Below are 25,102 nucleotides of genomic sequence, written 5' to 3'. Positions count from 1 at the left end.
AGGAGTGTTTGTATGGCTTTGAATTTTGCCAAGGCGGAGTTTGTCCGCTCTGCCGGACGGCGGGAGGATTTCATTCGGGACGGTCTGCCCCAGTTCGCATTTGCAGGCCGGTCCAATGTGGGAAAGAGTTCTGTCATCAACCGGCTGGTGGGACGGAAGAACCTTGCCTATGTGGGCGCCTCCCCCGGCAAGACCACTCAGGTGAACTACTTCCTCATTGACCGCCGGGCCTATCTGGTGGATCTGCCGGGGTACGGCTATGCCAGGGTCTCCCAGGCGGAGAAGGAGCGGTGGGCGAAGCTGATGGAGAGCTACTTCCAGGAGGAGGCGGACCGGATCACCACCGGCGTGCTGATCGTGGACATCCGCCACAAGCCCACGGCCAACGATCTTGTGATGCACGACTGGTTCCGCCAGACGGGCTGTCCGGAGATCGTGGTGGCCAACAAGCTGGATAAGCTGAAAAAGAGCCAGGTGGAGCCGGCCCTTCAACTGGTCCGGGAGACGCTGGAGCTGACGGAGGCGGATATTCTGCTCCCCTTTTCCGCGGAGAAGGGAATGGGGAAAGAGGACCTGATCCGCCTGCTGGTCCAGACCTGCGGGGGATAATGCGGAAAGAGAGGACCACGGTCCTCTCTTCTTCCTGTCCGCAGGACCTGCTTTTTTGGAAAAACTTTGTCTACCCCCTATGCAAAAGCGGAAAAATACGCTAAAATATCAATGATATTTTGTGAGCAGAACAGACGGAGGTTTTCATCATGGCGAAGCCTGTGTATAAACGGGTCCTGCTGAAGATCAGCGGCGAGGCCCTGGCCGGTGACAAGCATACCGGCCTGGATTTTGAGGTGATTGGTCAGGTCTGCGATGTCATCAAGGAGTGTCTGGACATGGGCGTCCAGGTAGGTCTGGTGGTGGGCGGCGGCAACTTCTGGCGCGGTGCGAAAAACAGCGGCGGCGCCATGGAGCGCACCCGGGCCGACCACATGGGAATGCTGGCCACGGTGATGAACTGCCTGGCTGTGGCGGACGTGTGTGAGCAGAAGGGGATTCCCGTCCGGGTGCAGACCGCCATTGAGATGCGGGCTGTGGCGGAGCCCTACATCCGTTCCCGGGCCATTCGGCACCTGGAGAAGGGCCGGGTGGTGATCTTCGGCGCAGGCACCGGCAATCCCTACTTCTCCACGGACACTGCGGCGGTGCTGCGGGCGGCGGAGATCGACGCCGACGTGATTTTGCTGGCCAAGAACGTGGACGGCGTCTACACGGCCGACCCGGTAAAGGACCCCACTGCGGTGAAGTACGACGTCATCACTTATGACGATGTGCTGGCCCAGCACCTGGCGGTGATGGACTCCACCGCCACGTCCCTGTCCATGGACAACCACATTCCGGTGCTGCTGTTTGCCCTGAAGGACCCGCGGAACATCATCCGGGCCCTGTGCGGTGAGAACGTGGGCACCATCGTCAAGGAATGAGAGCACGCATGCGCGACAGCGCCTCCCCATACACTCAACTGTGAAAGGAAGGACCTATTTATGCTGAAGGAAGATTACAAGATTTATGAGGGCAAGATGAAGAAGAGCATCGACTCCGTGGCCGCGGACTTTGCCTCCGTGCGGGCGGGCCGGGCCAATGCCTCCGTGCTGGACCGGATCATGGTGGACTACTACGGCAGCCCCACCCCCATCCAGCAGATTGCGGCCATCTCTTCCCCCGACGCCCGGACACTGCTGATTTCCCCCTGGGACAAGACGGCGGTGAAGAGCATTGAAAAGGCCATCCAGAACTCCGATCTGGGTATCAACCCCCAGAACGACGGCGCCAGCATCCGGCTGAGCTTCCCCCAGCTGACGGAGGAGCGCCGCAAGGAACTGGTGAAGCAGATTCACAAGTACGCGGAGAACGGCAAGGTGGCCATCCGCAACATCCGCCGGGACGCCATGGAGGCGTTCAAGAAGAAGGAGAAAGCCTCCGAGATCACGGAGGACGATCTGAAGCAGGCGGAGAAGGATCTCCAGAAGCTGACGGACGACAGCTGCAAGGAGCTGGATGCGCTGCTGGCCAAAAAGGAAAAGGAACTGATGGCGGTGTAAAAGCCGCCGGGGCCTCCGGCGGGAGCACGGCTGCCCGCCGGGGGCATTGCACATTTTGTAAGGTGCTGTCACCCTTTCAGGGTCTGTGAGGTGACCTGCGGTCACTCGGGGCCGCCGCCCGGCGGCCGGGGGGATTCTGCTCCCGCCGGAGCCGCTTCCACGGGGGGCCGGTAAAAGAGAAAAAACGCTTCAGAACCGTTCCGGTGCAGCGGCTCTCCGCGCTGACAGGCGCCGGTGTATCAGTGCAAGCGCCGATTTGGGCTGGCCTTTGGGCACACCATGGCTTTCTGCGATTCCCCGACTGCCGTCCTGTGGCGGATGGTGCAGATCTCATCGGGGTGGTCGTCGTATTGGCGTCCTCCTCTGTTCACTGCTGTTGGACCGGCAGCTGCGGAAGTGGAATCTGGGGGTTATTGACTGAAGGAGAGGGGACTATGAAACTGGAACAGAAATGGTATTCGGCAGCCAGGGGAACACTGTTTGCAGCGGTTTTGCTTTTGTGTCTGGCGGGCGGGATCCGGGGCGGACTGGGGTTGGTATTCCTGGCCATGGGAGTTGCTGCGGCAATCGCCTTTAGGGGGATTGAACTGCGCCATCTCCGCTGTCCCAACTGTGGGCGCTTCATCCTGCCCTGGTTTTCCATGGAGGAGACCCAATACTGCCGCGCCTGCGGCTTCCACTTTCCTTGGAAGTTCGACCGCTGGTGGGAAAAGGGGAACTAAGCAGCCGACACATTTCTCCCGATACAAAAAGGAGGAGGTACAAATGTCGTTTGAAGCAGAAGTGATTCCCCTGTTCATCGGAGGTGTGATCGCGGTCAGCGCGATAGAGTTTTTCCTGGGCTGGCGGAGTCTGCGGCATCGGAAGGATCTCCGGGGGCTGTTTGCCGGGCACGTGGTTGCCATGCTGCTGGGATTTTTCTTCTTGATTCGCAGTCTGTTTGCCAACTGGCTGGGGCTCTCTCTGGGTATTGCCTCCATTTCCAACTCTGTGAATATAGGCCTTTTCGGCCTCTGCTGGGCTGTCAGCGCCCTCTGCGTGGCAGTGATGCTTTCCCGCTTGGCGGCTGTACCAAGATATTAATCATCCCGGTGTGCGGTTCTGGCTATCCAGTAAATACCTGTGTTTCTTGCCACAACGCTCGGCCAGTGCGCAGCAGCTGCGCAGTTTTTGGCGGTTCTGCCGCCTTACAGACGCGGCGTACCGCTTGCGGGTAAAGCGGAACGGGCGGAAAGAGCAGCTGGTCAAATGCGGTTTTGCACCCCCGATTTTCATCGGTCTCCCGTAAATACACAGGCACCGTCTCACACCGGCTCCGCTGTATTTTGCACAGTGGGGAGAGGAGGGGCGCAGTTTTGCCGCAGGCGGAAACTGCGTTTAGCGGACTTTGCGATGACGACAATGGGGGAGAGAATGGGCCAGCCATCATCATGGCTGCATTTCCCGTCCAATGGGACAGATCCCCCCAACAATCCATTTTGAAATGAGAGAATTTATCATGCCAGAGAGTATCAACGGTGCGGTGGACCAGCCCTTGGTCCCGCCCCGCCACATTGCGATCATCATGGACGGCAACGGCCGCTGGGCCACGAAGCGGGGCCTGCCCCGCACCGCTGGCCACAAGGCAGGAGCGGAGACGTTCCGCCGCATCGCTACCTACTGCAAGAACATCGGCGTAAAGTACCTGACGGTGTACGCCTTTTCCACGGAAAACTGGAAGCGGTCAGAGGTGGAGGTCTCTGCCATCATGGCCCTGCTGAAGCGGTATCTGCTGGAGGCAGTGGACACCATGGAGAAGGACCACATCCGGCTCCACTTCTTCGGGACATGACCCCTATCGCCCCGGATCTGCGGGCCCTGGCCCGGGAGACGGACGAGATCACGGAGCACCTGTCCAAGGACGATTTCCAGGCCAATGTGTGCCTGAATTACGGCGGGCGAGACGAGATTCTGCGAGCAGCCCGGCGTTTTGCCACCGACTGCGCCGCCGGAAAGAGGCGGCCGGAGGAGTTGGATGATGCCCTGTTCTCCAGCTATCTGGACTCTGCGGGAATCCCGGACCCGGAGCTTATCATCCGGCCCAGCGGAGAGCAGCGGTTGAGCAACTTCCTGCTGTGGCAGTGCGCCTATTCGGAGTTCTATTACACGGATACCCTGTGGCCGGACTTCGACGAAGCGGAGCTAGACCGGGCCATTGCAGCCTACCAACAGAGAGACCGCCGGTTCGGCGGCGTAAAGAAATAAACCTTTACAGAAATTGAGAAAAGGGCTGATCCTATGTTCAAGCGTGTGATGGTGGCCGTAGTGGGCCTGCCGCTCCTGATACTGATCCTGGGCTGGGCCCCGTCCTGGGCCACCATGCTATTGCTGGCGGCCATGTGCGCCATCGGCGCCTGGGAGCTGATGCGCGCGGCGGCGGGAGAGAGGGGCAAGCCCCTGACCCCCTGACAGTGATCGCCGCGGCGGCGGTGCCGGTGTGCGTGTACGGGGAAATGTCCATTGAGAACACGGAGCTGACTGCCCTGCCGGTGCTGCCCTTCGCCGCCCTGTTGGGCGCGGTGTTCATCTTTGCGATCTTTGCCCTGGCTATCCACCGGTATGACGAGGAGCAGGGCATCCCCTTTGCCGCTGTCACCTGCGCTATCTTCGCCGGGCTGGCGTTCCCCTTGATGTTCTCCTGTCTGCTGCGGCTTCGGATGATGCCCGCCATCGGGATGCTGCAGGTGTTTCTGCCCTTGGCCATCTCCTTTGGCAGCGACACCTTCGCGCTCTTTGCCGGAATGCTGTGCGGCAAGCACAAGCTGGCCCCCAAGGTCAGCCCCAAAAAGACTGTGGAAGGAGCCATAGGCGGTCTGCTGGGTGGTGTCATCGGCATGACGGTTTTTAAGCTAGTCGCGGACAGCATGGCACACACCCTGACTGTTTATCCGCCAATCGAGATGGCAGCTGGTCCGCAGATCTCCTGGGGGGCAGTCTTTGCACTGGGTATTATCGGCAGCACCATCAGCCAGATCGGCGACCTGAGTTTCTCCGTCATCAAGCGGGAGTTCGGCGTCAAGGATTATGGCAACCTGCTGCCGGGCCATGGCGGCATCCTGGACCGGTTTGACTCTGTTACCTTCGTGGCGCCCTTCGTGTGGCTGGCCTTACAGCTGCTCTGAACGGGTGATTTGGGAAGATTTAGGATTGTTTTCAGCTGTTTAGAATAGGATAATGCTATGAGCAAGACGATTTCAATTTTAGGTGCCACCGGTTCTATCGGCCGCCAGACATTGGACGTGGCGGAGCAGCTGGGACTGCGTGTGGCCGCCCTTACCGCCCACATGGATGTGGAGCGGCTGGAGGCGCAGGTCCGAAAATTCCGGCCCCGGCTGGCGGTCCTCACCGATGAGGCGGCGGCCCGTGACCTGGCGGTACGCCTGGCCGACATGGACACCAAGGTTTTGGGAGGCCCGGAGGCCCTGCTGGAGGCCGCTGTCTGCCCGGAGGCGGATACGGTCGTCACCGCCGTGGTGGGTATGGTGGGACTGCGTCCCACCCTGGCCGCCATCCGGGAGAGAAAGCGCATCGCCCTGGCCAACAAGGAGACGTTGGTCTGCGCCGGACAGCTGGTGATGGATGCGGCGGATACGCACGGCGCCGAGATCGTGCCTGTGGACTCGGAGCACTCGGCCATCTTCCAGTGCCTTCAGGGCTGCGCCGACCGCCGGGAGATCCGGCGGCTGATCCTGACCTGTTCCGGCGGGCCTTTTTACGGCATGACCTATGAAGAAGTGGGCAAAATGACCAAAGCGGATGCCCTCCGCCACCCCAACTGGACCATGGGACCCAAGATCACCGTAGACTGCGCCACGCTGATGAACAAGGGGCTGGAGGTCATCGAGGCCATGCGCCTCTACCGTCTGCCGCTGGACCAGGTGTCGGTGGTGATCCACCGGCAGAGCATCGTCCACTCCCTGGTGGAGTACCGGGACGGGGCGGTCCTGGCCCAGCTGGGCACACCGGATATGCGCCTGCCCATTCGATATGCCATGACATACCCCGAACGGGTGGAAAGTCCGGCGGAGCCGCTGGACCTGCTGTCCTGCCCGCCCCTGACCTTCGCCCAGCCGGACCGGGATGCATTTCCATGTCTGCAGCTGGCAGAGGCGGCGGCGGCTCAGGGCGGCACCGCCTGCGCTGTTTTGAACGGCGCCAATGAGGAGGCGGTGGGCCTGTTCCTGGCGGGCAGGATCGGCTTCCACGACATTCCCCGCCTGGTGGCGGAGGCCCGGGCAGCTGTGCCGGCGGAGCAGGAACCGGCGCTGGAGGACATTCTGGCGGCGGACCAGGCGGCGCGGCAGGCGGTGCTGGACCGGGCTTGAAGCAAGTTTTTTGACGGGAGTTTTTGCATGACCATTGTGTATATCCTGGCGGCCATTCTGATTTTCGGCGTACTGATCGCCGTCCACGAGCTGGGCCACTTCCTGGCCGCCAAGCTCTGCGGCGTGCGGGTCAACGAGTTTTCCATCGGCATGGGGCCTCTGATCTGGCACAAGGAGACGGAGGAGACCCAGTATTCCCTCCGGTTGCTGCCCATCGGCGGCTTCTGCGCTATGGAGGGGGAGGATGAGGACTCTGGCGACGAGCGGTCTCTGGGCCGTCAGGGCTTCTGGAAAAAGGTGGTGATTTTTGCCGCCGGCTCCTTTATGAATTTCCTGGCGGGGTTCCTCATCATTCTGGCGGTGTATAGCGGTGCCCAGGGATTTCTGATCCCGGCGGCCGCCGGGACCGCGCCGGAGTTTGAGGAGCGGAACGGCCAGACTATCCAGGCCGGAGATATTTTTTATTCCGTCAATGGGGAGCGGGTGTACCTGTACAGTGACGTGTCCCTGCTGATGAGCCTGCACCAGGGCCAGCCCATGGATTTGGTGGTCCTGCGGGACGGCGAGAAGGTGGAGCTGAACGACGTCACATGGGGCACCTACACCGGCACAGAGGGGGAGACCTATCAGGGCTACGGCGTCTATATCGCAAGAGACCAGATTGAGGAGGCCAATCTCTGGACGATCCTGAAGACCAGCTGGCTGAACACCATCGACTTTGTGCGGATCGTGCGGCTGAGCCTGCAGATGCTGGTGACCGGTCAGGCGGGCATGGACGATCTCAGCGGCCCGGTGGGCATCGTCTCCACTATCACCCAGGTGGGCACCGCGTCAGAGACCATTGCCGCCGCGGTGGAGAACATCCTCTACTTCGGCGCCATGCTGGCGGTGAACCTGGCAGTGATGAACATGCTGCCCATCCCGGCTCTGGACGGCGGCAAGATCTTCTTCCTCATCATTGATGAGATCGCCATGAAGCTGTTCCGAAAGAAGATCCCGGAGAAGTATGAGATGGCGGTGAACACCGTGGGCTTTGTGGCCCTGATGGGCTTCATGCTGGTGGTGACATTCAATGATGTGTTCAAACTGTTCGGATAGGAGCGAGTCATGACGGACTTTACCCTGCGGCCCTGGCGGGAGGCAGATGCTGCCTCCATCGCCCGGTACGCGGACAATGCAAAGATCGCCGCCAACCTGCGGGACGTGTTTCCCTGCCCCTATGCCCCACAGGATGCGGCCACGTTTGTGGAGAGCTGCATCCGGCAGGAGGGCCGGGGTCAGATGTGCCGGGCCATTGAGGTGGACGGCGAAGCTGCGGGCAGCATCGGCCTGTTCCTGGGCAGCGATGTATACCGGAGGAGCGCAGAGCTGGGCTACTGGCTGGGAGAGCCCTTCTGGGGCCGCGGGATCATGACCGCCGCTGTGGAAACCATGTGCCGGGAGGGCTTTGCAGCCTGGGACATCGTCCGCATCCACGCTGAGGCATTTGCCAGGAATGCGGCCTCCCGCCGGGTGTTGGAGAAGGCGGGGTTCGCCCTGGAGGGCACTCTGCGGCGGAGCGTGTACAAAAACGGGGAGATGCTGGATTCCTGCATTTACGCCCTGGTGAGGGAGGAAGCGCCATGACAAAGCGTTTGATGGTGGGGGATGTGGCCGTGGGCGGCGGTGCCCCAGTGTCTATTCAATCCATGTGCAATACCAAGACCGACGATGTCCGCGCCACTGTGGAGCAGATCCACGCGCTGGAGGCCGCCGGATGCGAGATCATCCGCATTGCCATTCCGGATCAGGCCGCGGCAGAGGCGGTGGACCGGATCAAGGAACAGATTTCTATCCCCCTGATCGCGGATATCCACTTCAACTACAAGTATGCCTTGGCGTGCGCAGAGCGGGGCATCGACGCCATCCGCATCAATCCCGGCAACATTGGCGGGGAGGAGAAGGTGAAGGCGGTGGCGGACATCTGCCGCCAAAAATCCATCCCCATCCGCATTGGGGTCAACGGCGGATCTCTGGAAAAGGACCTGCGGGCCAAATACGGCGGCGTCACGGCAGAGGCATTGGTGGAGAGCGCCATGGGCCACGTGGCCCTTTTGAACAAGTTCGATTTTGATGACATCTGCATCTCCGTCAAGTGTTCCGATGTGCCCCTGACCATGGCGGCCTACCGGCTGCTCAGCGAGCGGACAGACTACCCTTTGCATCTGGGCGTGACAGAGGCGGGCACCCCTTCCATGGGGCTTGTGAAATCCGCCATGGGAATTGGGGGCCTGCTGTGCCTGGGGATCGGAGATACCATCCGGGTGACGCTGACCGCCGACCCGATCGAGGAGATTTTCGCTGCCAAGAAGATTCTGAAGGCCGCCGGACTCCGTAAGGAGGGCGTGAATCTGATCGCCTGCCCCACCTGTGGTCGCACCCGCATCGACCTGATCCCCATGGCGGAAGAGGTGGAGCGGGGCCTCATGAACTGCACGAAGAACATCACCGTAGCGGTGATGGGCTGTGCCGTCAACGGCCCCGGCGAGGCAGCGGCGGCAGATATCGGCATCGCTGGCGGCAAGGGTGAGGGACTGATTTTCCGCAAAGGAGAAATCCTTTACAAAGTACCGCAGGAGCAGCTGGTGGACAAGCTGATGGAGGAAATTGAAAAACTCCCATGAGGAATGAGAAGTTAGGAATTCGGAATTGTTGTGTTCCGCCTCTGGTGGGACAATGCTCATACGTCCGGCGTTGCCGGACGCCGGAATTCCTCATTCCTAATTTCTGATTTCTCAGCATTTGATTCCTGTTTAACAAGGTGGCGTCTATGTCAAGAGATATACCCTTTTTTGAAATGTTTACTGAGCTGCAGCTCTCCGGAGAGCTGCGGCTTCGTTTGGCCGGCGCAGTGGTGAACGGCGCTTGCATCGACCAGGCCGGCATGTCGCTGGCGCTGCGCCTCACCACCAGGGCGGAGCTGGGAGATGCGGAGCTGGAGGAGCTGAAGCATCTGCTGATGGGCGTATACGGCTTCCGACAGGTGACGACGGAAGTCACCTGCAAGGCTCCTTCTTCCCAGGCCGCAGCCGCAGGGAGCCGCCCGGCTGCTTCGGTCCCGGCGGCCCCCTCCGGCAGTAAGGGCGAGAAGCAGGCCGCAGGCAAGGTCCTGATGGGCAAGCCCATTCGCATCCAGCCGGTGCCCATGAAGATCCTGGACCTGAAGATGGGGAATGCCACCGTGGCGGGGAAGGTGTTCGCCTTCGAGTGCCGGGAGACCCGGCGGCCCGGTATGTGGCGGCTGAGCTTCGACATGACGGACTATACCAACTCCGTCACCGTTCAGAAGAACCTGACGGAGAAGGAGGCTCAGGGACTGGAGAGCGCCATCAAGCCCGGCATGTGGCTGTGCGTCCAGGGCAAGATGGAGCCCACCTGGGACGGGAAGGACATCCAGCTGAACCCCTACCACATCCAGCTGGCGGAGCACACTGAGCGGCAGGATACCGCCCCGGAGAAGCGTGTGGAGCTGCACCTCCACACGAAGATGAGCAATATGGATGCCCTGACGGACACGAAAGAGGTGGTCCAACAGGCTATCCGGTGGGGACATCCCGCCATCGCCATCACGGACCACGGCGTGGCCCAGTCCTTCCCGGACGCTTGGCACGCCGCTGGGGACAAGATCAAGATCCTCTATGGCGTGGAGGGCTACTTTGTCAACAACATCGATGACCGGGTGGTGGTCCACGGCCCTCAGGACTGCTCCCTGGACGGGGAGTTCGTGTGCTTCGACATCGAGACCACGGGCCTCAAGGTGGACCGGGAGGCCATTACGGAGATCGGCGCCGTGGTGCTGAAAAACGGTGAGATTACGGATCGGTTCCAGACCTTCGTCAACCCCAACCGGCGGCTGACGCCGGAGATCATCGGCCTCACCGGCATCACCGATGACATGCTGAAGGACGCCCCTCAACTGAAGGAGGCCCTGGCGGAATTTTTGAAGTTCGTGGACGGCCGCCCCCTGGCGGCCCACAACGCAGAGTTTGACATCGGCTTCATCCGGGCGGGCTGCCGGAAGGTGGGGCTGGACTTCCAGCCCACCTATGTGGACTCCCTGATTCTGGCACAGAACCTGCTGCCGGATCTGGGAAAGTACAAGCTGGACATCGTGGCGGACCGGCTGGAGCTGCCCAACTTCAACCACCACCGGGCCAGCGACGACGCCGCCACCGTGGGCTATATGCTGATCCCCTTCTGGAAGATGCTCCACGAGCGGGGCATCCACACCCTCCAGGCGGTAAACCGCGAGATGGAGAAGCTGCGGCCCCTGGGCAGCAAGACCAACCGCTTCCCCAAGCACATCATTCTGATCGCCCGGAACAAGGTGGGGCTGAAAAACCTGTACCAGATGATCTCCGCCTCCAATCTGAAGTATTTCAAGCGGGTGCCCACCATCCCCAAGAGTCTGCTGCTGGAGCACCGGGAGGGCATCATTGTGGGTTCCGCCTGTGAGGCGGGCGAGCTGTTCCGGGCCGTGGCGGACCACAAGGACTGGGAAGAGCTGAAACGCATCGCCTCTTTCTACGACTATCTGGAGATCCAGCCCCTGTGCAACAACGCCTTCATGTTGCGAAACGGCGACGTCCAGTCGGAGGAGGAGCTGCGGGAGTTCAACCGCACCATCGTCCGGCTGGGAGAGGAGTTGGGCAAGCCTGTCTGCGCCACCGGCGACGTCCACTTCCGGGAGCCGGAGGACGAGGTGTACCGCCACATCCTGCTGGCCTCCAAGAAGTTCCCGGACGCCAACGCCCCGCTGCCCATCTACTTCAAGACCACCGATGAGATGCTGGAGGAGTTCGCTTACCTGGGGAAGGAGAAGGCCTATGAGGTGGTGGTGACCAATACCCAGGCCATCGCCGACCAGGTGGAGACTTTCCCCTTGCTGCCGGAGGAGCTGTTCCCGCCCCGGCTGGAGAACTCCGAGGAGGAGCTGAATTCCCTGGTGTGGAACAAGGTCCATGAGCTGTACGGCGAGGACCCGCCCAAGCTGATTGTGGACCGGCTGAACGTGGAGCTGGGCGGCATTCTGGGCAAGTACGACGTGGTGTACATGTCCGCCCAGAAGCTGGTGCAGCGGTCCCTGGAAAACGGCTACCTGGTGGGCTCCCGAGGCTCCGTAGGCTCGTCCCTGGTGGCCTATATGTCCGGGATCACAGAGGTGAACAGCCTTCCGCCCCACTACCGCTGCCCGAATTGCAAGCATGCGGAGTTCATTCAGGACGGCTCCTACGGCTGCGGCGCGGACATGCCGGACAAGATCTGCCCGGTGTGCGGCACAGAATACATCAAAGACGGCTTCGACATCCCCTTTGAAACCTTCCTGGGCTTCGGCGGCGGCAAGGTGCCGGATATCGACCTGAACTTCTCCGGTGAGTATCAGGCCCGGGCCCACCGCCACGCCATCGAGATGTTCGGAGAGACCCAGGTGTTCCGGGCCGGTACCATCGGTACACTGGCGGAGAAGACCGCTTACGGCTTCGTGAAAAAATACCTGGAGGAGAACGGCATGACTGTGGGCCGGGCAGAGGAGAATCGCCTGACCCTGGGCTGCGTGGGCACCCGCCGGACCACCGGTCAGCACCCCGGCGGCCTGGTGGTCGTTCCCGACGATATGGACATGGAGGACTTCTGCCCGGTCCAGCACCCGGCGGACGCCGACGACTCCGACACCATCACCACTCATTTTGAATACCACTCTATGGAGGCAAACCTCCTGAAGCTGGACATGCTGGGACACGATGACCCCACCATGGTCCGCATGATGGAGGATCTGACCGGTGTCAACGCCCGCCAGATTCCCCTGGATGACCCGGACACCATGTCCATCTTCACCTCCAGCAAAGTGCTGGGATACGAGAACGACGAGATTCTGGGCCCCACCGGCGCCGTGGCGATCCCGGAGTTCAACACCCGATTCACCCGGCAGATGCTGGTGGATACCCAGCCCAAGGACTTCAACACGTTGGTACGGCTCTCCGGCTTCTCCCACGGGACAGACGTGTGGCTGGGCAACGCCCGGGAGCTGATCGTCAGCGGCACCGCCTCCGTTCTGGAGACGGTGGGCTGCCGGGACGATATCATGCTGTACCTGATCTCCAAGGGCCTGGACCCCAAGATGAGCTTCAAGATCATGGAGAAGGTCCGCAAGGGCAAGGTGAAGAAGGGCGGCTTTGACGAGGGCTGGGTGGAGGCCATGCGGGACCACGACGTGCCGGAGTGGTACATCGACTCCCTGGCCAAGATCGGCTACCTGTTCCCCAAGGCCCACGCGGTGGCCTACGTGATGATGGCCTTCCGCATCGCCTGGTTCAAGGTCCATGAGCCCCTGGCATTCTATGCAACCTTTTTCTCCGTCCGGGCCAAGGCCTTTGATGCGGAGTACTGCTGTGCCGGAAAGGATGCGGTGAAGCGGAAGATCCGGGAGATCGAGAACAACAAGGACGCCACGGCGGTGGAGCAGAACCTGCTGACCACCCTGGAGGTGTGCTATGAGTTCTACCTGCGGGGCTTCCACTTCGACACGATCAACATTTATGAGTCCGATGCCACCAAGTTCAAAGTGACGGAGAACGGTCTGCTGCCGCCCTTCACAACGGTCCACGGCCTGGGAGAGGCGGCGGCCATCGACACAGTGGAGAAGCGGAATGGGAAGGAGTTCGTCTCCGTTGAGGAGTTCGCCATGTGCTGCAACAAGCTGTCCAAGACCCATATTGAGCAGCTGAAGGCGCTGGGAGCCTTCGCCGGGATGGCGGAGACCAGCCAGCTGACGCTGTTTTGATCCCCGTGGGAGCGATTTCCCCACGGCACCGCGATAGCAGAAGAAAAGGGAGGACCCATTCCGGGTCCTCCCTTGTTTTGTCCATGTGGAAAGAATTACTTCTTCTCCAGCTTGGCATTGCATTTTGCCAGAAATTTTTCGTTCTTGACGATGGCCCGGGTGTGGGTGCCGCTGCCGATGGGGCCGCTCTCATCCCAGGCTTTCACAGCGAAGTCCACCATTTTGCCGTTTTCCGAAACGGCGGTGATCTCTGCCTCCGCCCACACCTTCATGCCGATGGGAGTGGGAGCGTCGTGGGAGATGTCCAGATGGGTGCCCACACTGCCCTGGCCCTCCTCCAGAAAGCTCTGCAGACAGGTCATGGCGGCATTTTCCATCAGGGCGGACATATAGGGCGTGCCGAACACCGGCAGGGCACCGGAACCCACGTTAGCGGCGGTAAGGGCGTCCGTAACAGTTTGCTCCAGGCGGCATTTTGTTCCAATCAAAATCATGAGAGGATTCCTCCTTGGTAAAATATCTTCCGCCTTTCCAGTGTACAGGAAAGCAGTGGAATGCGCAAGGGAAAAAGAAGCGGCACCGGGTAGTGTTCCGGTGCCGCATTTTACAGCTCAGATACCGAGTTGCGTCCAGAGGTCGTTATAGAGGGTGCGCGTCTCAGCAGGGAGGACCAAGTAGGCCTCACACCGGTCCAGCACCTCCTGGGAGGGGGCCATGATCTCATAGAGAGCGGGATCCAGGGGCTCTCCGTAGGTCTCCTCATAGTAGGCAGGATAGGTCTCCAGCGCCTCAGCGTTGGGAGAGGCGTACCAGATATAGTCCATATTCCGCAGGTTTGCCTCAGTGGAGGCCATAAAGTTGATCCAGGCCTCCGCCTCCTCCTTGTGCTGGGAGGTTTTGAGAACGCACATGGCGTCCACGAACCAGTTGCTGCCCTCCTCGGGCACTACATAGGCGAGATCTTCGTTGTTTTCCAGCATGCTCAGATAGTCACCGGCATAGTAGGTGGCAATGGCGGCGTTGCCGCCCTCCATCTTCTGAAACACCTCGTCCATGACCTTTCCCTGATACACCCCGTTCTTTACGGCGTCGGCGATGAGCTGGTAAGCCTCCTGAATCTCCGCTTCGTCAGTGGTATTCACAGAGTACCCCAGGTACAACAGGGCGATGCCCAGAGCATCCCGGGAGTTGTTGATAAGCAGCACGTTCCCGGCGTACTGGGGATCGAACATGGCGCTCCAGCTGGTAATGGGCTCCTGCACCTTGGCGGTGTTGGAGATGATGCCCAGAGTGCCCCAGGTGTAGGGCACGGTGTACTTGTTCTCCGGATCGTAGGACAGATTCTTGAAGCGGTCGTCGATCTTCTCAAAATTGGGGATGTTATCATAATTGAGCTCGGCCAGCATATCCTCTTCGATCAGCTGGGAGATCATGTAGTCGGAGGGGACGATGACGTCATAGTCCACGCCGCCCATGCTCAGCTGGGAATAGAGGACCTCGTTGCTCTCTGCGGTCTGGTAGTTGACTTTGATGCCGGTCTCTTCTTCAAATTGGTCGATCAGGGACTCGTCGATATATTCACCCCAGCTGCACACGTTGACCACACGGTCCCCGCTGCCGCTGCCGTTACTGCTGCCGGAATTTTCCGAGTCAGAGGTGTCCTTGCGCACGGAGCATCCGGACAGGAACAGGCTCGCCGCCATCAGTAAGGCGAGAGTCAAGGCTACCATTTTTTTCAATTGATCATTCCTCCAGTGTTGATTTGAATGCGTATCTCAAGACCCGCAGGCCGTGGGACCGATAGTCATGCGCGGGCTCGCTCCCGCAGGCGCTCCTGCCGGGATTCCCGGACATTGATGATGATGAGCAGCAGCAGCACAGCGCCGAAGAGCAGCGTGGAAATGGCATTGATCTCCGGGCTGACCCGCTTTTTCGTCATGGAATAGATGGTCATGGCCAAAGTGGACACGCCGGAACCGGCGGTGAAGTAACTGATGATGAAATCGTCGATGCTCATGGTGAAGGCGATCAGTGCGCCGGAGATGATGCCGGGCTTGATCTCCGGGATAATGACCTTCCAGAAGGCCTGCATCCAGGTGCAGCCCAGGTCTTGGGCCGCGTCCACTAGGTTTTTGTCCATCTGGCACAGCTTGGGCATCACTGTCAGGATAACGTGGGGGATGTTGAAGGTCACATGGGCCAGCAGCAGTGTACCGAAGCCAAGATAGATGTTCTCCTCCATCCAGAAGGTATCCTGCGCCTGGTTGAACCAGACGGCAAAGGCCTTCCACAGGCCGAAAAAGGCCACGAACAACAGACACATGGAGACGCCGGTGACGATCTCCGCATTCATGACGGGAATGTTGTTCACCGTCATCAGGGGCGTGCGCCACCGCCGCCGCATACTGGCCAGGCCAATGGCTGCAAAGGTGCCCGCCACAGTGGCAATCAGCGTGGAAAGCACGGATACCAGCAGCGTGGTATAGACACTCTGCATAATGAGGCGGTTCTGGAACAGCTCCGCATACCAGTGCAGGGAGAAGCCCTTCCACACCGCGCTGCTGTTGCCGGCATTGAAGGAGAAGATGATGAGAATGAAAATCGGCGCATACAGGAATACGAATACCAACGCCATGAAGATGCGGTTTCCCAGCAGATGCTTCCGTTTCACAGCATCACCGCCTGTTCCTCACCGTCGCCGAAACGGTTCATCACCAGCATACACACCACCACAATGGCCATCATCACAAGCGCGATAGCCGCCCCGAGCTGGGGATTATAGGCCCCGCCCAGGAACTGCTGTTCGATCAGGTCGCCCAGCATCATCTGGGTGCCGCCGCCCAGCAGACGGGAGATGGCGAAGGTGGACACGGAGGGCACGAACACCATGGTGATGCCGGAGAGCACCCCCGGCAAAGACAGGGGCAGGATGACCTTGCGGAACACCTGCACGCTGCTGGCGCCTAGGTCCCGGGCCGCTTCAATGAGGGAATGGTCCAGCTTTACCAGCACGGAGTAGATGGGCAGGATCATGAAGGGCAGGTAGTTGTACACCATACCCAGCACTACGGCGCCCTGGGTACCGATCATCTGGAAGTGATCGATGGGGACATACGCGGCGGGATCAGATGCAAAGTGCATAGCGATCTGGTTGTAAAGGTCGATCAGGCCGATCTGCTGAAACAGCTGGTTCAAAAGTCCGTTGTTCTCCAGAATGGACATCCAGGAATAGGTCCGCAGCAGAAAATTCATCCACATGGGCAGCATGATGAGCACCATAGCGATGCGCTGCACCTGCGGCCCCTCCTTGGAGAGCATATAGGATACCGGGTATCCGATCAGCAGAGCGATCAGTGTGGCGATGATGGCCAGCTTAAACGAGCGGGTGAACACTGCTGTATAGGTACCCATGCGGGCGAAGTTCTCCAGCGTGAAGTCCCCGGCGGCGGTGCTGAAGGCATAGACCACCATAATGATGATGGGCGCCACCACGAAGATGGACATCCATCCCACATAGGGAACGGCGAACAATGAGAGCTTATTTTTCATCCTCGCTCTCCTCCTCATCCGCCTCCCAGTTGGCGTCGCTCATCTCCTCATATTCTTCCGAGAAGGAGGAGTAATCGCCGAACATCCCGGAATACGGACTCTTTTTCATAATGTGGATGCCGTCGGGATCGATCTTGATGCCGATCCGGGCGCCCACGGGGGAATGGTCTGTGGTTTGGATAAGCCATTTGAAGCCCCGGAAATCCACGATGATGTCGTACTGCATCCCCTTGAAGGTGACAGAGGTGACAGTCCCCACCAGTTGTCCCTGCTCCATGGGGACGATGTCGATGTCCTCGGGCCGGATGACCACGTCCACCGGCTCGTTCTCAGCAAAGCCGCCATCCAGGCAGGGAAACTCCCGGCCGTACATCTTCACCAGCTTGTCCCGGACCATGACGCCGTCAATGATGTTGGACTCACCGATGAAGTCCGCCACAAAGGCGTTCTTGGGCTCGTTATAGATATCCTCCGGCGTGCCGATCTGCTGGATGCAGCCCTTGTCCATCACTACGATGGTGTCGGACATGGTCAGGGCCTCCTCCTGGTCGTGGGTGACGTAGATGAAGGTGATGCCCACCTGCTGCTGGATTTTCTTCAGCTCCAGCTGCATGTCCTTGCGGAGCTTTAGATCCAGAGCGCCCAGGGGCTCGTCCAGCAGCAGCACCTTGGGCCGGTTTACCAGGGCCCGGGCGATGGCCACCCGCTGCTGCTGGCCGCCGGACAGGGCGTCCGGCTTGCGGTTTTCAAAGCCCTTCAGGCTGACAACCTCCAGCATTTCCAGCACACGCTGACGGATCTCCGTCTCCGGGATCTTTACCCGGCGCTTGCCGGAGGGATCCTTCGGGTCCGGCCGCTTCTGCATCCGCAGGCCGAAGGCCACGTTCTCAAACACATTCATGTGGGGAAACAGGGCGTATTTCTGGAACACCGTGTTGATCTGCCGCCGATAGGGCGGAACGTCATTAATCCTCACACCGTCGAACAGGACGTCTCCCGACACAGGGGTCGTGAAGCCGCCAATAATACGCAGCGTTGTGGTCTTGCCGCAGCCGCTGGGTCCAAGCAGTGTGAGGAATTCTTTGTCGTTGATATAGAGGTTTAAATCGTTGAGAACCACTTCGTCGTCAAACGCCATACGGATGTTCCGCAGACGAATCAACTCTTTGGACATGTATCCTCCCCCATTTCATAATAATTTTGATTACAATGAAACGCCTCTTTTCTCTGTTGAGGGGGAACCTTTCTCGTCGAAATTCAGCAATAACAAACTATATCCGATGTGTGGCGAAAAGTCAAGCAAAATCAAAGATTTCGCCGGGGTTTTACGGGAATTTTTTAAGGAGTTTCCGGCGCGGGAAAATACTTGTCCCGGAAGGGCACATCCGCCACGGTGAAGACCCTGCCCCGCAGGTAATTCAGCGCCCCGGCGTCCGTGGGGAAAGGGAAGGCCAGCTGGTAGGAATACAGGGCCTGCCGGGTCTCGCCGTAGCGGCGGTTCACATCCCCCCGGCCGTACTTGCCGTCCCCCAGCAGGGGACAGCCGATCTCCGCCATGGACACCCGGATCTGGTGGGTCCGGCCGGTGAGCAGCCGACACTCTACCAAAGACAGCGGGCCCCGGGTCTCCAGAGTCCGGTACAGGGTCACGGCAGTCTTTCCGCCGGGAATGGGACGGCGATAGAAAGCCACCTGCTTTTTCGCCTCATCTTTTAAAAGAAAGCCCGCAATCTTCCCCTCCACTGGCTTGGGGCGGCCTACGGTGATGCAGAGATAAGACTTCTCCACCTCATGGTTTTTGATCTTCTCATTTATGATCCGCAGGGTCTCCGCGTTCTTGGCGGCAATGACAATGCCGCCGGTGTTCCGGTCGATCCGGTTGCACAGGGCGGGCGCAAAGGCGTTCTCCCATTTGGGATTCCACTCTTTTTTCTGGTACAGGTAGGCCTGAATGTGGTTGATGAGGGTGTTGACCTTCTCCGTCTCATCGGCGTGGACCACCAGCCCCGGCCGCTTGTTCACCAGCAGCAGATTCTCGTCTTCGTACACGATGTCCAGCTGGGGACGGAACACGGTGAGAAAGATGTTTTCCTCAGAGGGCTTGTCAAAGAACTCGTCGTTGATATATAATTGTAAAATATCGCCGGACTCCAGCCGTGTGTCCCGCTTGGCACCCCTGCCGTTGACTTTGATCCGCTTGAGGCGGATGTATTTCTGCAGCAGGGTGGGGGGCAGCAGGGGCAGGCTTTTGGCCACAAAGCGGTCCAGCCGCTGTCCGGCGTCGTTTTTTCCAATGGTGAGTTCCCGCATGGCATCCTCCGATGGGCAAGTATTTGATGCTACCATCATACCTGTTTGCCGGGCGCTTGTAAAGCGGGGAGAGAATTTTTTGAATCGGTTAGGAGAAACTGGACGTATGGCGCAGCATGACGGAAACAAACAGCGGGGCTGGGTGAACTATTTCCGGGTCTTGGCAGGGGGCTACCTGCTGTATCTGGCCTACCAGCTGATGAAGGGCATCTGGGACGGGACCGCCGAAACCGTGGCTCTGAACGCGGCGGCGGGCGCAGTGTTCGCCGCGGCAGGGGCGATGGTGCTTTGGCGGGAGTGGAAGGCGTACCAGTACGCCAAGGCTCACAAGGACGACCCGGATAGCTGGAGCCAGGACGACGCCCTGCCGGAGCAGAAGCGTCCGGCGACACCTGCAGAACAGGTCGGACCCGAAGCGGACCAGAAGGGACGGGACGAGGAATGAAGCTGGAAGAGCTCTGCGCCGCCGTGCAGGAGGCGCGCTATTACAACGAGCGGTTCACCCGCCGGGAGTACACCAGCGCCTTCCGGACCTACACGGAGCGATTCGGACCACTGTACATGGAGGCCGTCCGGGAGACGGCGGAGGACCCTGACGGCCGCCGGGTACTGGCGGAGCAGCTGCTGGACCTGCTGGAGGCAGGGTGGAAACGCCAGCGCCCCTGGAACCGGACCATGGTCCAGGCCCGGGAAAAGCAGATGCTGGTGACGTATCTTTCCCCCATGCTGCTGGGACTGGAGGAGCCCCTGTGCCAAGAGCTGGCGGAGCGGCTGCGGGACGGCTGGAACACCCGCCGGCCCAAGGACATCTACAACATCACCACCTATGCCCGGCTGCAGGAGGGCTTCCGCAATGTGATCCTGGGCATCGACATCACCGGCTGGCAGAAGCGTCGGGAAGAGGAGAGCTGAACAGAGCGCCTGCCCGGAAACGAAAAAATTTGCCCGGAAACGGCAAAAACATGAAAAAATTGTTTGACAACCGGGCACACATCCCTTATAATACTATTCGTGTCATTACGAGGTAGCTTATGCGTTTTGATGTAAGACCCATACTGCATGCCCCTGGCAAGCGCCTGACGTTCCAGTTTTCTCTGGACTTGTCCGACGTGGAATTTGCCGGACGGCATCCCATCAGCCGCCCTGTGGAGGTGGAGGGCGCGGTGAGCAACACCGCGGATCTCCTGGAGCTGGAGCTGACGGCCCGGACCACGCTGGACGCGGTCTGCGACCGGTGCGGCAAGGCGTTTCTTCAGGACAAGACCGTTCCCTTTCGCTGCCTATTGGCGGAAGAGCTCCAGAACGAGGACAACGACGAGATCGTCCTGCTGGAGGATGGGGAAGTGGATGTGGGCGATCTGGCCCGCACGGCGTTCATCCTTGGAATGGACACCAAGACATTGTGTTCGGAAGATTGCAAAGGACTGTGCCCCCGGTGCGGTGCCGACCTGAACCTCGGCCCCTGCTCCTGCGGGAAGGAGACGGATCCCCGTCTGGCGGTCCTGGCAAAGCTTTTAGAGAACAGAGAGAACGAATGAATAAGGCCGGGGGCGACTCCGTTGCCTTTGAAAGATCAAGGAGGTGTCACAATGGCAGTACCTAAGGGAAAAGTATCCAAAGCTAGACGCGACAAGCGCCGCAGCTCCCACTGGAAGCTGGCGGCTCCCGGCCTCGTCAAATGCCCGAAATGCGGTGCGCTGCACCTGCCTCACAGAATGTGCCAGGAGTGCGGTACTTACAACGGCCGCGAGGTCAAGGTTGTCAAGTCCGTGGTGGCGAAATAAGACGTGCCCTGTGGATCGGGAGGGAAGAGCAACATCTTCCCTCCTTTTTCTGCGTCCATACTGTGTAAAAATCGGAGGACGTCTTGCCATTTCGCCGGTCACTGGGTATAATATGACCATGTATGTCTGCTTGATAAAGAAGGGAAGTGAGCGCCGGTGAAACCCATCGTCGCCATCGTGGGCCGGCCCAATGTGGGCAAGTCCATGCTGTTCAACAAACTCATTGGAAAGCGCCTCTCCATTGTGGAGGACACCCCGGGCGTCACCCGGGACCGCATCTATGGGGAGACGGACTGGAACGGCCGGTCCTTCACCCTTATCGACACCGGCGGTATCGAGCCCCGGACCGACGACCAGATCCTGTCCTTCATGCGGGATCAGGCCCAGATCGCCATCGAGAACGCCACTGTCATCATCTTTCTGACGGATGTCCGCACGGGCCTCACCGCCTCTGACCAGGAGGTGGCCAACATGCTGCTGCGCAGCGGCAAGCCCATCGTGCTGGCAGTGAACAAAATGGACTCCACCGGTGTCCCGGACCCGGACTTTTATGAGTTCTACAACCTGGGACTGGGGGATCCCATCGCTGTCTCGGCTGTCCATGGCCACGGCACCGGCGACCTGCTGGACGCCTGTCTCCAGTACTTCCCCCCAGAGGAGGAAGAAGAGGAGGAGGACGACGCCATTAAAGTGGCGGTCATCGGCAAGCCCAACGCAGGCAAGTCCTCCCTGGTGAACAAGATCCTGGGGAGGAGCGGGTCATCGTCTCCAACGTGGCCGGCACCACCCGAGACGCCATCGACTCCTACTTTGAAAACGATCAGGGCAGGTTCGTCTTCATTGACACCGCCGGCATCCGCCGCAAGTCCAAGGTGGAGGAGGACATCGAGAAGTACTCCGTTCTCCGGGCCACCCTGGCCATTGAGCGCAGCGACGTGTGCCTGATCCTGATCGACGCCACCGAAGGCGTCACCGAGCAGGACACCAAGGTGGCGGGCTTGGCCCACGAAGCCGGGAAGGCCAGCATCATCGTGGTCAACAAGTGGGATCTGATCGAAAAGGACGGCAAGACCATGGACAAGATGCGGGAAGAGGTCCGCAACGGCCTGGCCTTCATGACCTACGCCCCCATCCTGTTCATCTCAGCCAAGACCGGCCAGCGGGTGGACCGGCTGTTCGAGCTGATCGACTATGTCTCCAACCAGGCCAGCACCCGGATCACCACCGGTATGCTGAACAGCGTCCTGGCGGATGCCCAGACACGGGTTCAGCCCCCCTCCGACAAGGGCCGCCGGTTGAAGATCTACTACATGACCCAGGTGGGCATCCGGCCGCCCCACTTTGTGGTGTTCTGCAACGACAGCCGCCTGTTCCACTTCTCCTACCAGCGGTATCTGGAGAACTGCCTGCGGAACACCTTTGGCCTGGAGGGCACGCCTATCACCCTCTCCATCCGCCAGCGGGGCGAGAAGGAGGGGTGAGGATGGGCACAGTGGTATGGTTTCTCATTTCCCGGATGGAACTGTGGCTGGTGGCTGCGATCGCCTACTTCTGCGGCTGTTTCAATGGGGCGGTCATTATTTCTAAATACATCCTGCGAGACGATGTTCGCAGGCATGGCAGCGGCAATGCAGGATTAACCAATTTTTACCGTACCTTTGGTGGACCGCTGACTTTTGTGGTAATCTTATGTGATGTCCTTAAAGCCGTAATAGCGGTTCTGATCGCGGCTCACATCGGCGGCGGGTTTGATCCCAGGATGATGCCGGATATGCCGCTGAGTACGGAGATGACGGTCTATTATGTGGTCTTGTTCAAATACTGGGCTGCCCTGTTCTGTTTGCTGGGTCACATGTTCCCCTGCATGTTCCACTTCAAGGGCGGCAAGGGCATCCTCTCCGGCGGCACCATCGTCTGGATGATCGACTGGCGGATCGGCCTGGTGGTCTGGGTGGGATTTCTGCTCTTATTCCTGCTGACGAAGTATGTATCTCTGGGATCTGTCTGGGCTGGGGCCAGCTTCCCTTTTGCCACTTGGTATTTCTATCCGGATCCGGTCATCGTGCTCCTGGCGTTTCTCCTGGGAGCCTTGATTTTGTGGAAGCACCGGAGCAACATCGTCCGCCTTATCCATGGCAACGAGAATAAATTCAGCGTACACCGCAAAAAAAATTAGGAATGCGGCATGGTGCGGTCCGGCAGAGCCGGACAAAATGGAATTGTTCCGCCATAGGCGGAACAGCTCGATTTCTAACTCCGGATTCCTAATTTGAGGGGGAGGAATACAGATGAAAACAGTTGTATTGGGCTCCGGCGGCTGGGGCACGGCCCTCAGCCAGATCCTGTGCGACAACGGACACGAGACCTATCTCTGGTCCCACAGCCCCGCCAAGGCGGCGGAGATGGCCCGGACCCGGGAGAACCCGCTTTTGCAGGGCGTCCATCTGCCGGAATCCCTCCACATCACCGGGGATTTGGACTGCTTGAAGGGCGCCGACCTGGTGGTCAGCGCACCGCCCTCCTTCGCCGTGCGGGAGACAGCAAAAAAAATGGCCCCGTATCTCACGGAGAAGACTGTGGTGGTGTCCGTTTCCAAGGGGATTGAGCGGGACACAAATCTGCGTCTCAGCCAAGTGATCCAGGAGGAGACGGGGAATATCTGTAAAGTAGCAGTTCTTTCTGGCCCTTCCCATGCAGAGGAGGTGGGGATCCGCCTGCCCACCGGCTGCGTGGCCGCCTGCTTGGATGTGGATGCGGCGCGTTTTGTGCAGGACGCCTTCATGAACGACTACTTCCGGGTGTACACCAGCGGCGACGTCGTGGGCGTGGAGTTGGCGGCGGCGCTGAAGAACGTCATTGCCCTCAGCTGCGGTGTGTGCGACGGCTTGGGCTATCAGGACAATACCAAAGCCCTGCTGATGACCCGGGCTATGGCGGAGATTACCCGCTTGGGGGAGAAGCTGGGGGGCTCCCGGCAGACCTTCGGCGGCTTGGCCGGTATGGGGGATCTGATCGTGACCTGCACCTCCATGCACTCCCGGAATCGCCGGGCGGGCATCCTCATTGGCCAAGGCAAAACGCCCCGGGAGGCCATGGAGGAAGTAGGCGCCGTGGTGGAGGGATACTTCGCCGCGGAGAGCATTCACCAGCTCAGTGAGCGGGTAGGCGTGGAAATGCCCATCAGCCGCTGTGCCTACGAAGTCCTCTATCAGGGCAAGCAGATCCGGGGCGTGGTAGCAGAGCTGATGACCCGGGCCAAGAAGGATGAACTGCTGGAGACGGCGTGGCTGTGAGGGGGGGCACCCGGCCATGCGCGTTCCTGCGCAGAGAGAAAGGGTAAGAGACCGGAGGGATCCGGTCTCTTATTGTTTCTGATCGCGGCTCTCAGTTTTGAAGATGAAATGATCCCGGTGAGGCGTCTTGGAGGGCACTCACCGGGATTTTTCAGATTCAAACAGGAAAGCGTACTCTCAGACAATATCCAGCAGCTCCCGCAGGTCCCGGATCTCATAGTCGATCCGCAGGTCCTCCGGCCGGGCCTTTCCAGCAGGATTGTACCAGCAGCAGGGAAGTCCGGCATTGTTGGCGCCCCGGATGTCTGTGGAGAGGGAGTCTCCGATCACGAGACCGTTCTCCGGCGTCAGGCCGGGTATGCGGGAGCGGACATAGGCATAATAAGCCGGGTCCGGCTTGGAGGCTCCGGCGTCCTCGGAAATAAAGGCGTCCGTGATGAGATCTGCGAACACACTGCCCTGCAGGCGGCTGCGCTGGACGGAGGCCACAGCGTTGGTGACGATGTACAGCTTGTGCCCCCGGCGGACCAGTTCCCGGCAGACCGCCTCCGCATGAGGCAGGGGATAGACCCCGGCACCCAGGGCAGTGAGGTAATCCCGGTTGCACTTGTCTGGGTCCCGCGGCAGCTTCAACGCCTGAAAAAAGCGCACAAAACGCTCCAACGTCACATAGTCCTTGGAGACCTCTCCCCGGTCAAAGGCTGCCCACAGCTCCTGGTTGATCCGGTGGTAGAGGGCGCGGGTATCCAGCGTATCCGGAACGCCGTTGCTCCGGCACATGGCGGAAAAGGCACGGGCCGCGGCTTTTGGAAAGTCGAACAGGGTGTCATCCGCGTCAAAGAGCAGATAGGGAAATTTCATGGTGAGAACTCCTTTCGGGAGAGTTTGA

At 59.9% G+C, this 25,102-nt stretch carries 25 protein-coding genes and 2 pseudogenes; 20 read left to right on the top strand and 7 right to left on the bottom strand.

Annotation, left to right across the window (positions count from 1 at the left end; all coding sequences use genetic code 11):
• Positions 1–12 precede the first annotated feature (12 nt).
• From yihA to EIO64_RS01035, 13 genes and pseudogenes are all read left to right on the top strand, one after another.
• Positions 13–609, top strand: a complete 597-nt coding sequence (gene yihA / locus EIO64_RS01095; RefSeq protein ID WP_021751239.1) for a ribosome biogenesis GTP-binding protein YihA/YsxC — start codon at positions 13–15, stop codon at positions 607–609.
• Between the two features lie 149 nt (positions 610–758).
• A complete protein-coding gene (pyrH, locus tag EIO64_RS01090) occupies positions 759–1,475 on the top strand; it encodes a UMP kinase (protein ID WP_021751238.1) in 717 nt (238 codons plus the stop codon).
• Positions 1,476–1,535: 60 nt separating this feature from the next.
• Entirely contained in the window at positions 1,536–2,093 is a 558-nt protein-coding gene (gene frr / locus EIO64_RS01085) for a ribosome recycling factor (protein WP_021751237.1), read from the top strand.
• A 434-nt stretch (positions 2,094–2,527) separates the two neighbouring features.
• Positions 2,528–2,815, top strand: a complete 288-nt coding sequence (locus EIO64_RS01080) for a hypothetical protein (RefSeq protein WP_119311074.1) — start codon at positions 2,528–2,530, stop codon at positions 2,813–2,815.
• A 43-nt stretch (positions 2,816–2,858) separates the two neighbouring features.
• A complete protein-coding gene (locus EIO64_RS01075) occupies positions 2,859–3,176 on the top strand; it encodes a hypothetical protein (RefSeq protein WP_119311073.1) in 318 nt (105 codons plus the stop codon).
• 415 nt (positions 3,177–3,591) lie between these two features.
• A pseudogene (uppS, locus tag EIO64_RS01070) lies at positions 3,592–4,337 on the top strand (polyprenyl diphosphate synthase).
• A 33-nt stretch (positions 4,338–4,370) separates the two neighbouring features.
• A complete protein-coding gene (locus EIO64_RS01065) occupies positions 4,371–4,541 on the top strand; it encodes a hypothetical protein (protein ID WP_158629666.1) in 171 nt (56 codons plus the stop codon).
• 44 nt (positions 4,542–4,585) lie between these two features.
• Complete coding sequence (locus EIO64_RS01060) at positions 4,586–5,254, top strand: phosphatidate cytidylyltransferase (RefSeq protein WP_136891755.1); 669 nt, start codon at positions 4,586–4,588, stop codon at positions 5,252–5,254.
• A gap of 57 nt (positions 5,255–5,311) precedes the next feature.
• A complete protein-coding gene (locus tag EIO64_RS01055; protein ID WP_021751230.1) occupies positions 5,312–6,457 on the top strand; it encodes a 1-deoxy-D-xylulose-5-phosphate reductoisomerase in 1,146 nt (381 codons plus the stop codon).
• Positions 6,458–6,484: 27 nt separating this feature from the next.
• Positions 6,485–7,555 (top strand): M50 family metallopeptidase, encoded by a 1,071-nt coding sequence (locus EIO64_RS01050; RefSeq protein ID WP_021751229.1) that lies wholly within the window; start codon positions 6,485–6,487, stop codon positions 7,553–7,555.
• Positions 7,556–7,564: 9 nt separating this feature from the next.
• Positions 7,565–8,083, top strand: coding sequence for a GNAT family N-acetyltransferase (locus tag EIO64_RS01045; RefSeq protein ID WP_021751228.1), 519 nt, complete (start codon positions 7,565–7,567; stop codon positions 8,081–8,083).
• Positions 8,080–9,120 (top strand): flavodoxin-dependent (E)-4-hydroxy-3-methylbut-2-enyl-diphosphate synthase, encoded by a 1,041-nt coding sequence (ispG, locus tag EIO64_RS01040; RefSeq protein ID WP_119311071.1) that lies wholly within the window; start codon positions 8,080–8,082, stop codon positions 9,118–9,120. The genes EIO64_RS01045 and ispG overlap by 4 nt, the downstream gene beginning before the upstream one ends.
• A gap of 173 nt (positions 9,121–9,293) precedes the next feature.
• On the top strand, positions 9,294–13,277 hold the full coding sequence (locus tag EIO64_RS01035) for a PolC-type DNA polymerase III (protein ID WP_249390755.1): 3,984 nt from the start codon (positions 9,294–9,296) through the stop codon (positions 13,275–13,277).
• A gap of 95 nt (positions 13,278–13,372) precedes the next feature.
• Here EIO64_RS01035 and EIO64_RS01030 read toward each other — a convergent pair whose 3' ends face one another.
• The 6 genes from EIO64_RS01030 to EIO64_RS01005 form a co-directional block, all read right to left on the bottom strand.
• Positions 13,373–13,771, bottom strand: a complete 399-nt coding sequence (locus EIO64_RS01030) for a thioesterase family protein (protein ID WP_025543991.1) — start codon at positions 13,769–13,771, stop codon at positions 13,373–13,375.
• A gap of 117 nt (positions 13,772–13,888) precedes the next feature.
• Entirely contained in the window at positions 13,889–15,007 is a 1,119-nt protein-coding gene (locus EIO64_RS01025) for an ABC transporter substrate-binding protein (protein ID WP_249390886.1), read from the bottom strand.
• Positions 15,008–15,081: 74 nt separating this feature from the next.
• Positions 15,082–15,912: an ABC transporter permease gene (locus EIO64_RS01020; RefSeq protein WP_136891754.1), complete on the bottom strand. Its 831-nt coding sequence runs from the start codon at positions 15,910–15,912 to the stop codon at positions 15,082–15,084.
• 32 nt (positions 15,913–15,944) lie between these two features.
• Entirely contained in the window at positions 15,945–16,826 is an 882-nt protein-coding gene (locus EIO64_RS01015) for an ABC transporter permease (RefSeq protein ID WP_025543993.1), read from the bottom strand.
• Positions 16,816–18,000 carry an ABC transporter ATP-binding protein gene (locus tag EIO64_RS01010; RefSeq protein WP_119311068.1) on the bottom strand — a complete coding sequence of 395 codons (1,185 nt, stop codon included), beginning with the start codon at positions 17,998–18,000 and terminating at the stop codon, positions 16,816–16,818. Before EIO64_RS01010 ends, EIO64_RS01015 begins: the two co-directional genes overlap by 11 nt.
• A 164-nt stretch (positions 18,001–18,164) precedes the next feature.
• Positions 18,165–19,136, bottom strand: coding sequence for an RluA family pseudouridine synthase (locus EIO64_RS01005; RefSeq protein WP_136890691.1), 972 nt, complete (start codon positions 19,134–19,136; stop codon positions 18,165–18,167).
• 106 nt (positions 19,137–19,242) lie between these two features.
• On the opposite strand from EIO64_RS01005, the gene EIO64_RS01000 reads away from it, so the two are divergent.
• The 7 genes and pseudogenes from EIO64_RS01000 to EIO64_RS00970 all read left to right on the top strand — a co-directional run bounded on the left by EIO64_RS01000 (position 19,243) and on the right by EIO64_RS00970 (position 24,213).
• Positions 19,243–19,581 (top strand): hypothetical protein, encoded by a 339-nt coding sequence (locus tag EIO64_RS01000; RefSeq protein ID WP_119311066.1) that lies wholly within the window; start codon positions 19,243–19,245, stop codon positions 19,579–19,581.
• Positions 19,578–20,048, top strand: a complete 471-nt coding sequence (locus EIO64_RS00995) for a hypothetical protein (RefSeq protein ID WP_021751218.1) — start codon at positions 19,578–19,580, stop codon at positions 20,046–20,048. The genes EIO64_RS01000 and EIO64_RS00995 overlap by 4 nt, the downstream gene beginning before the upstream one ends.
• Before the next feature lie 119 nt (positions 20,049–20,167).
• Positions 20,168–20,674 carry a YceD family protein gene (locus EIO64_RS00990; protein WP_021751217.1) on the top strand — a complete coding sequence of 169 codons (507 nt, stop codon included), beginning with the start codon at positions 20,168–20,170 and terminating at the stop codon, positions 20,672–20,674.
• A gap of 51 nt (positions 20,675–20,725) precedes the next feature.
• Positions 20,726–20,920 (top strand): 50S ribosomal protein L32, encoded by a 195-nt coding sequence (gene rpmF, locus EIO64_RS00985; RefSeq protein WP_025543998.1) that lies wholly within the window; start codon positions 20,726–20,728, stop codon positions 20,918–20,920.
• A 156-nt stretch (positions 20,921–21,076) separates the two neighbouring features.
• A pseudogene (gene der, locus EIO64_RS00980) lies at positions 21,077–22,401 on the top strand (ribosome biogenesis GTPase Der).
• Positions 22,402–22,436: 35 nt separating this feature from the next.
• Positions 22,437–23,096: a glycerol-3-phosphate 1-O-acyltransferase PlsY gene (gene plsY / locus EIO64_RS00975; RefSeq protein ID WP_249390753.1), complete on the top strand. Its 660-nt coding sequence runs from the start codon at positions 22,437–22,439 to the stop codon at positions 23,094–23,096.
• A 112-nt stretch (positions 23,097–23,208) separates the two neighbouring features.
• Positions 23,209–24,213: an NAD(P)H-dependent glycerol-3-phosphate dehydrogenase gene (locus EIO64_RS00970; RefSeq protein ID WP_136890689.1), complete on the top strand. Its 1,005-nt coding sequence runs from the start codon at positions 23,209–23,211 to the stop codon at positions 24,211–24,213.
• Positions 24,214–24,390: 177 nt separating this feature from the next.
• Here EIO64_RS00970 and EIO64_RS00965 read toward each other — a convergent pair whose 3' ends face one another.
• Positions 24,391–25,074 carry a YjjG family noncanonical pyrimidine nucleotidase gene (locus EIO64_RS00965; protein WP_136890688.1) on the bottom strand — a complete coding sequence of 228 codons (684 nt, stop codon included), beginning with the start codon at positions 25,072–25,074 and terminating at the stop codon, positions 24,391–24,393.
• Positions 25,075–25,102 lie beyond the last annotated feature (28 nt).

It is taken from the genome of Dysosmobacter welbionis (genome assembly GCF_005121165.3).
Lineage (GTDB): Bacteria > Bacillota > Clostridia > Oscillospirales > Oscillospiraceae > Oscillibacter > Oscillibacter welbionis.
The sequence above is the reverse complement of the archived record's forward strand: the minus strand, read 5'-3'. Positions and strand labels throughout refer to the sequence as shown.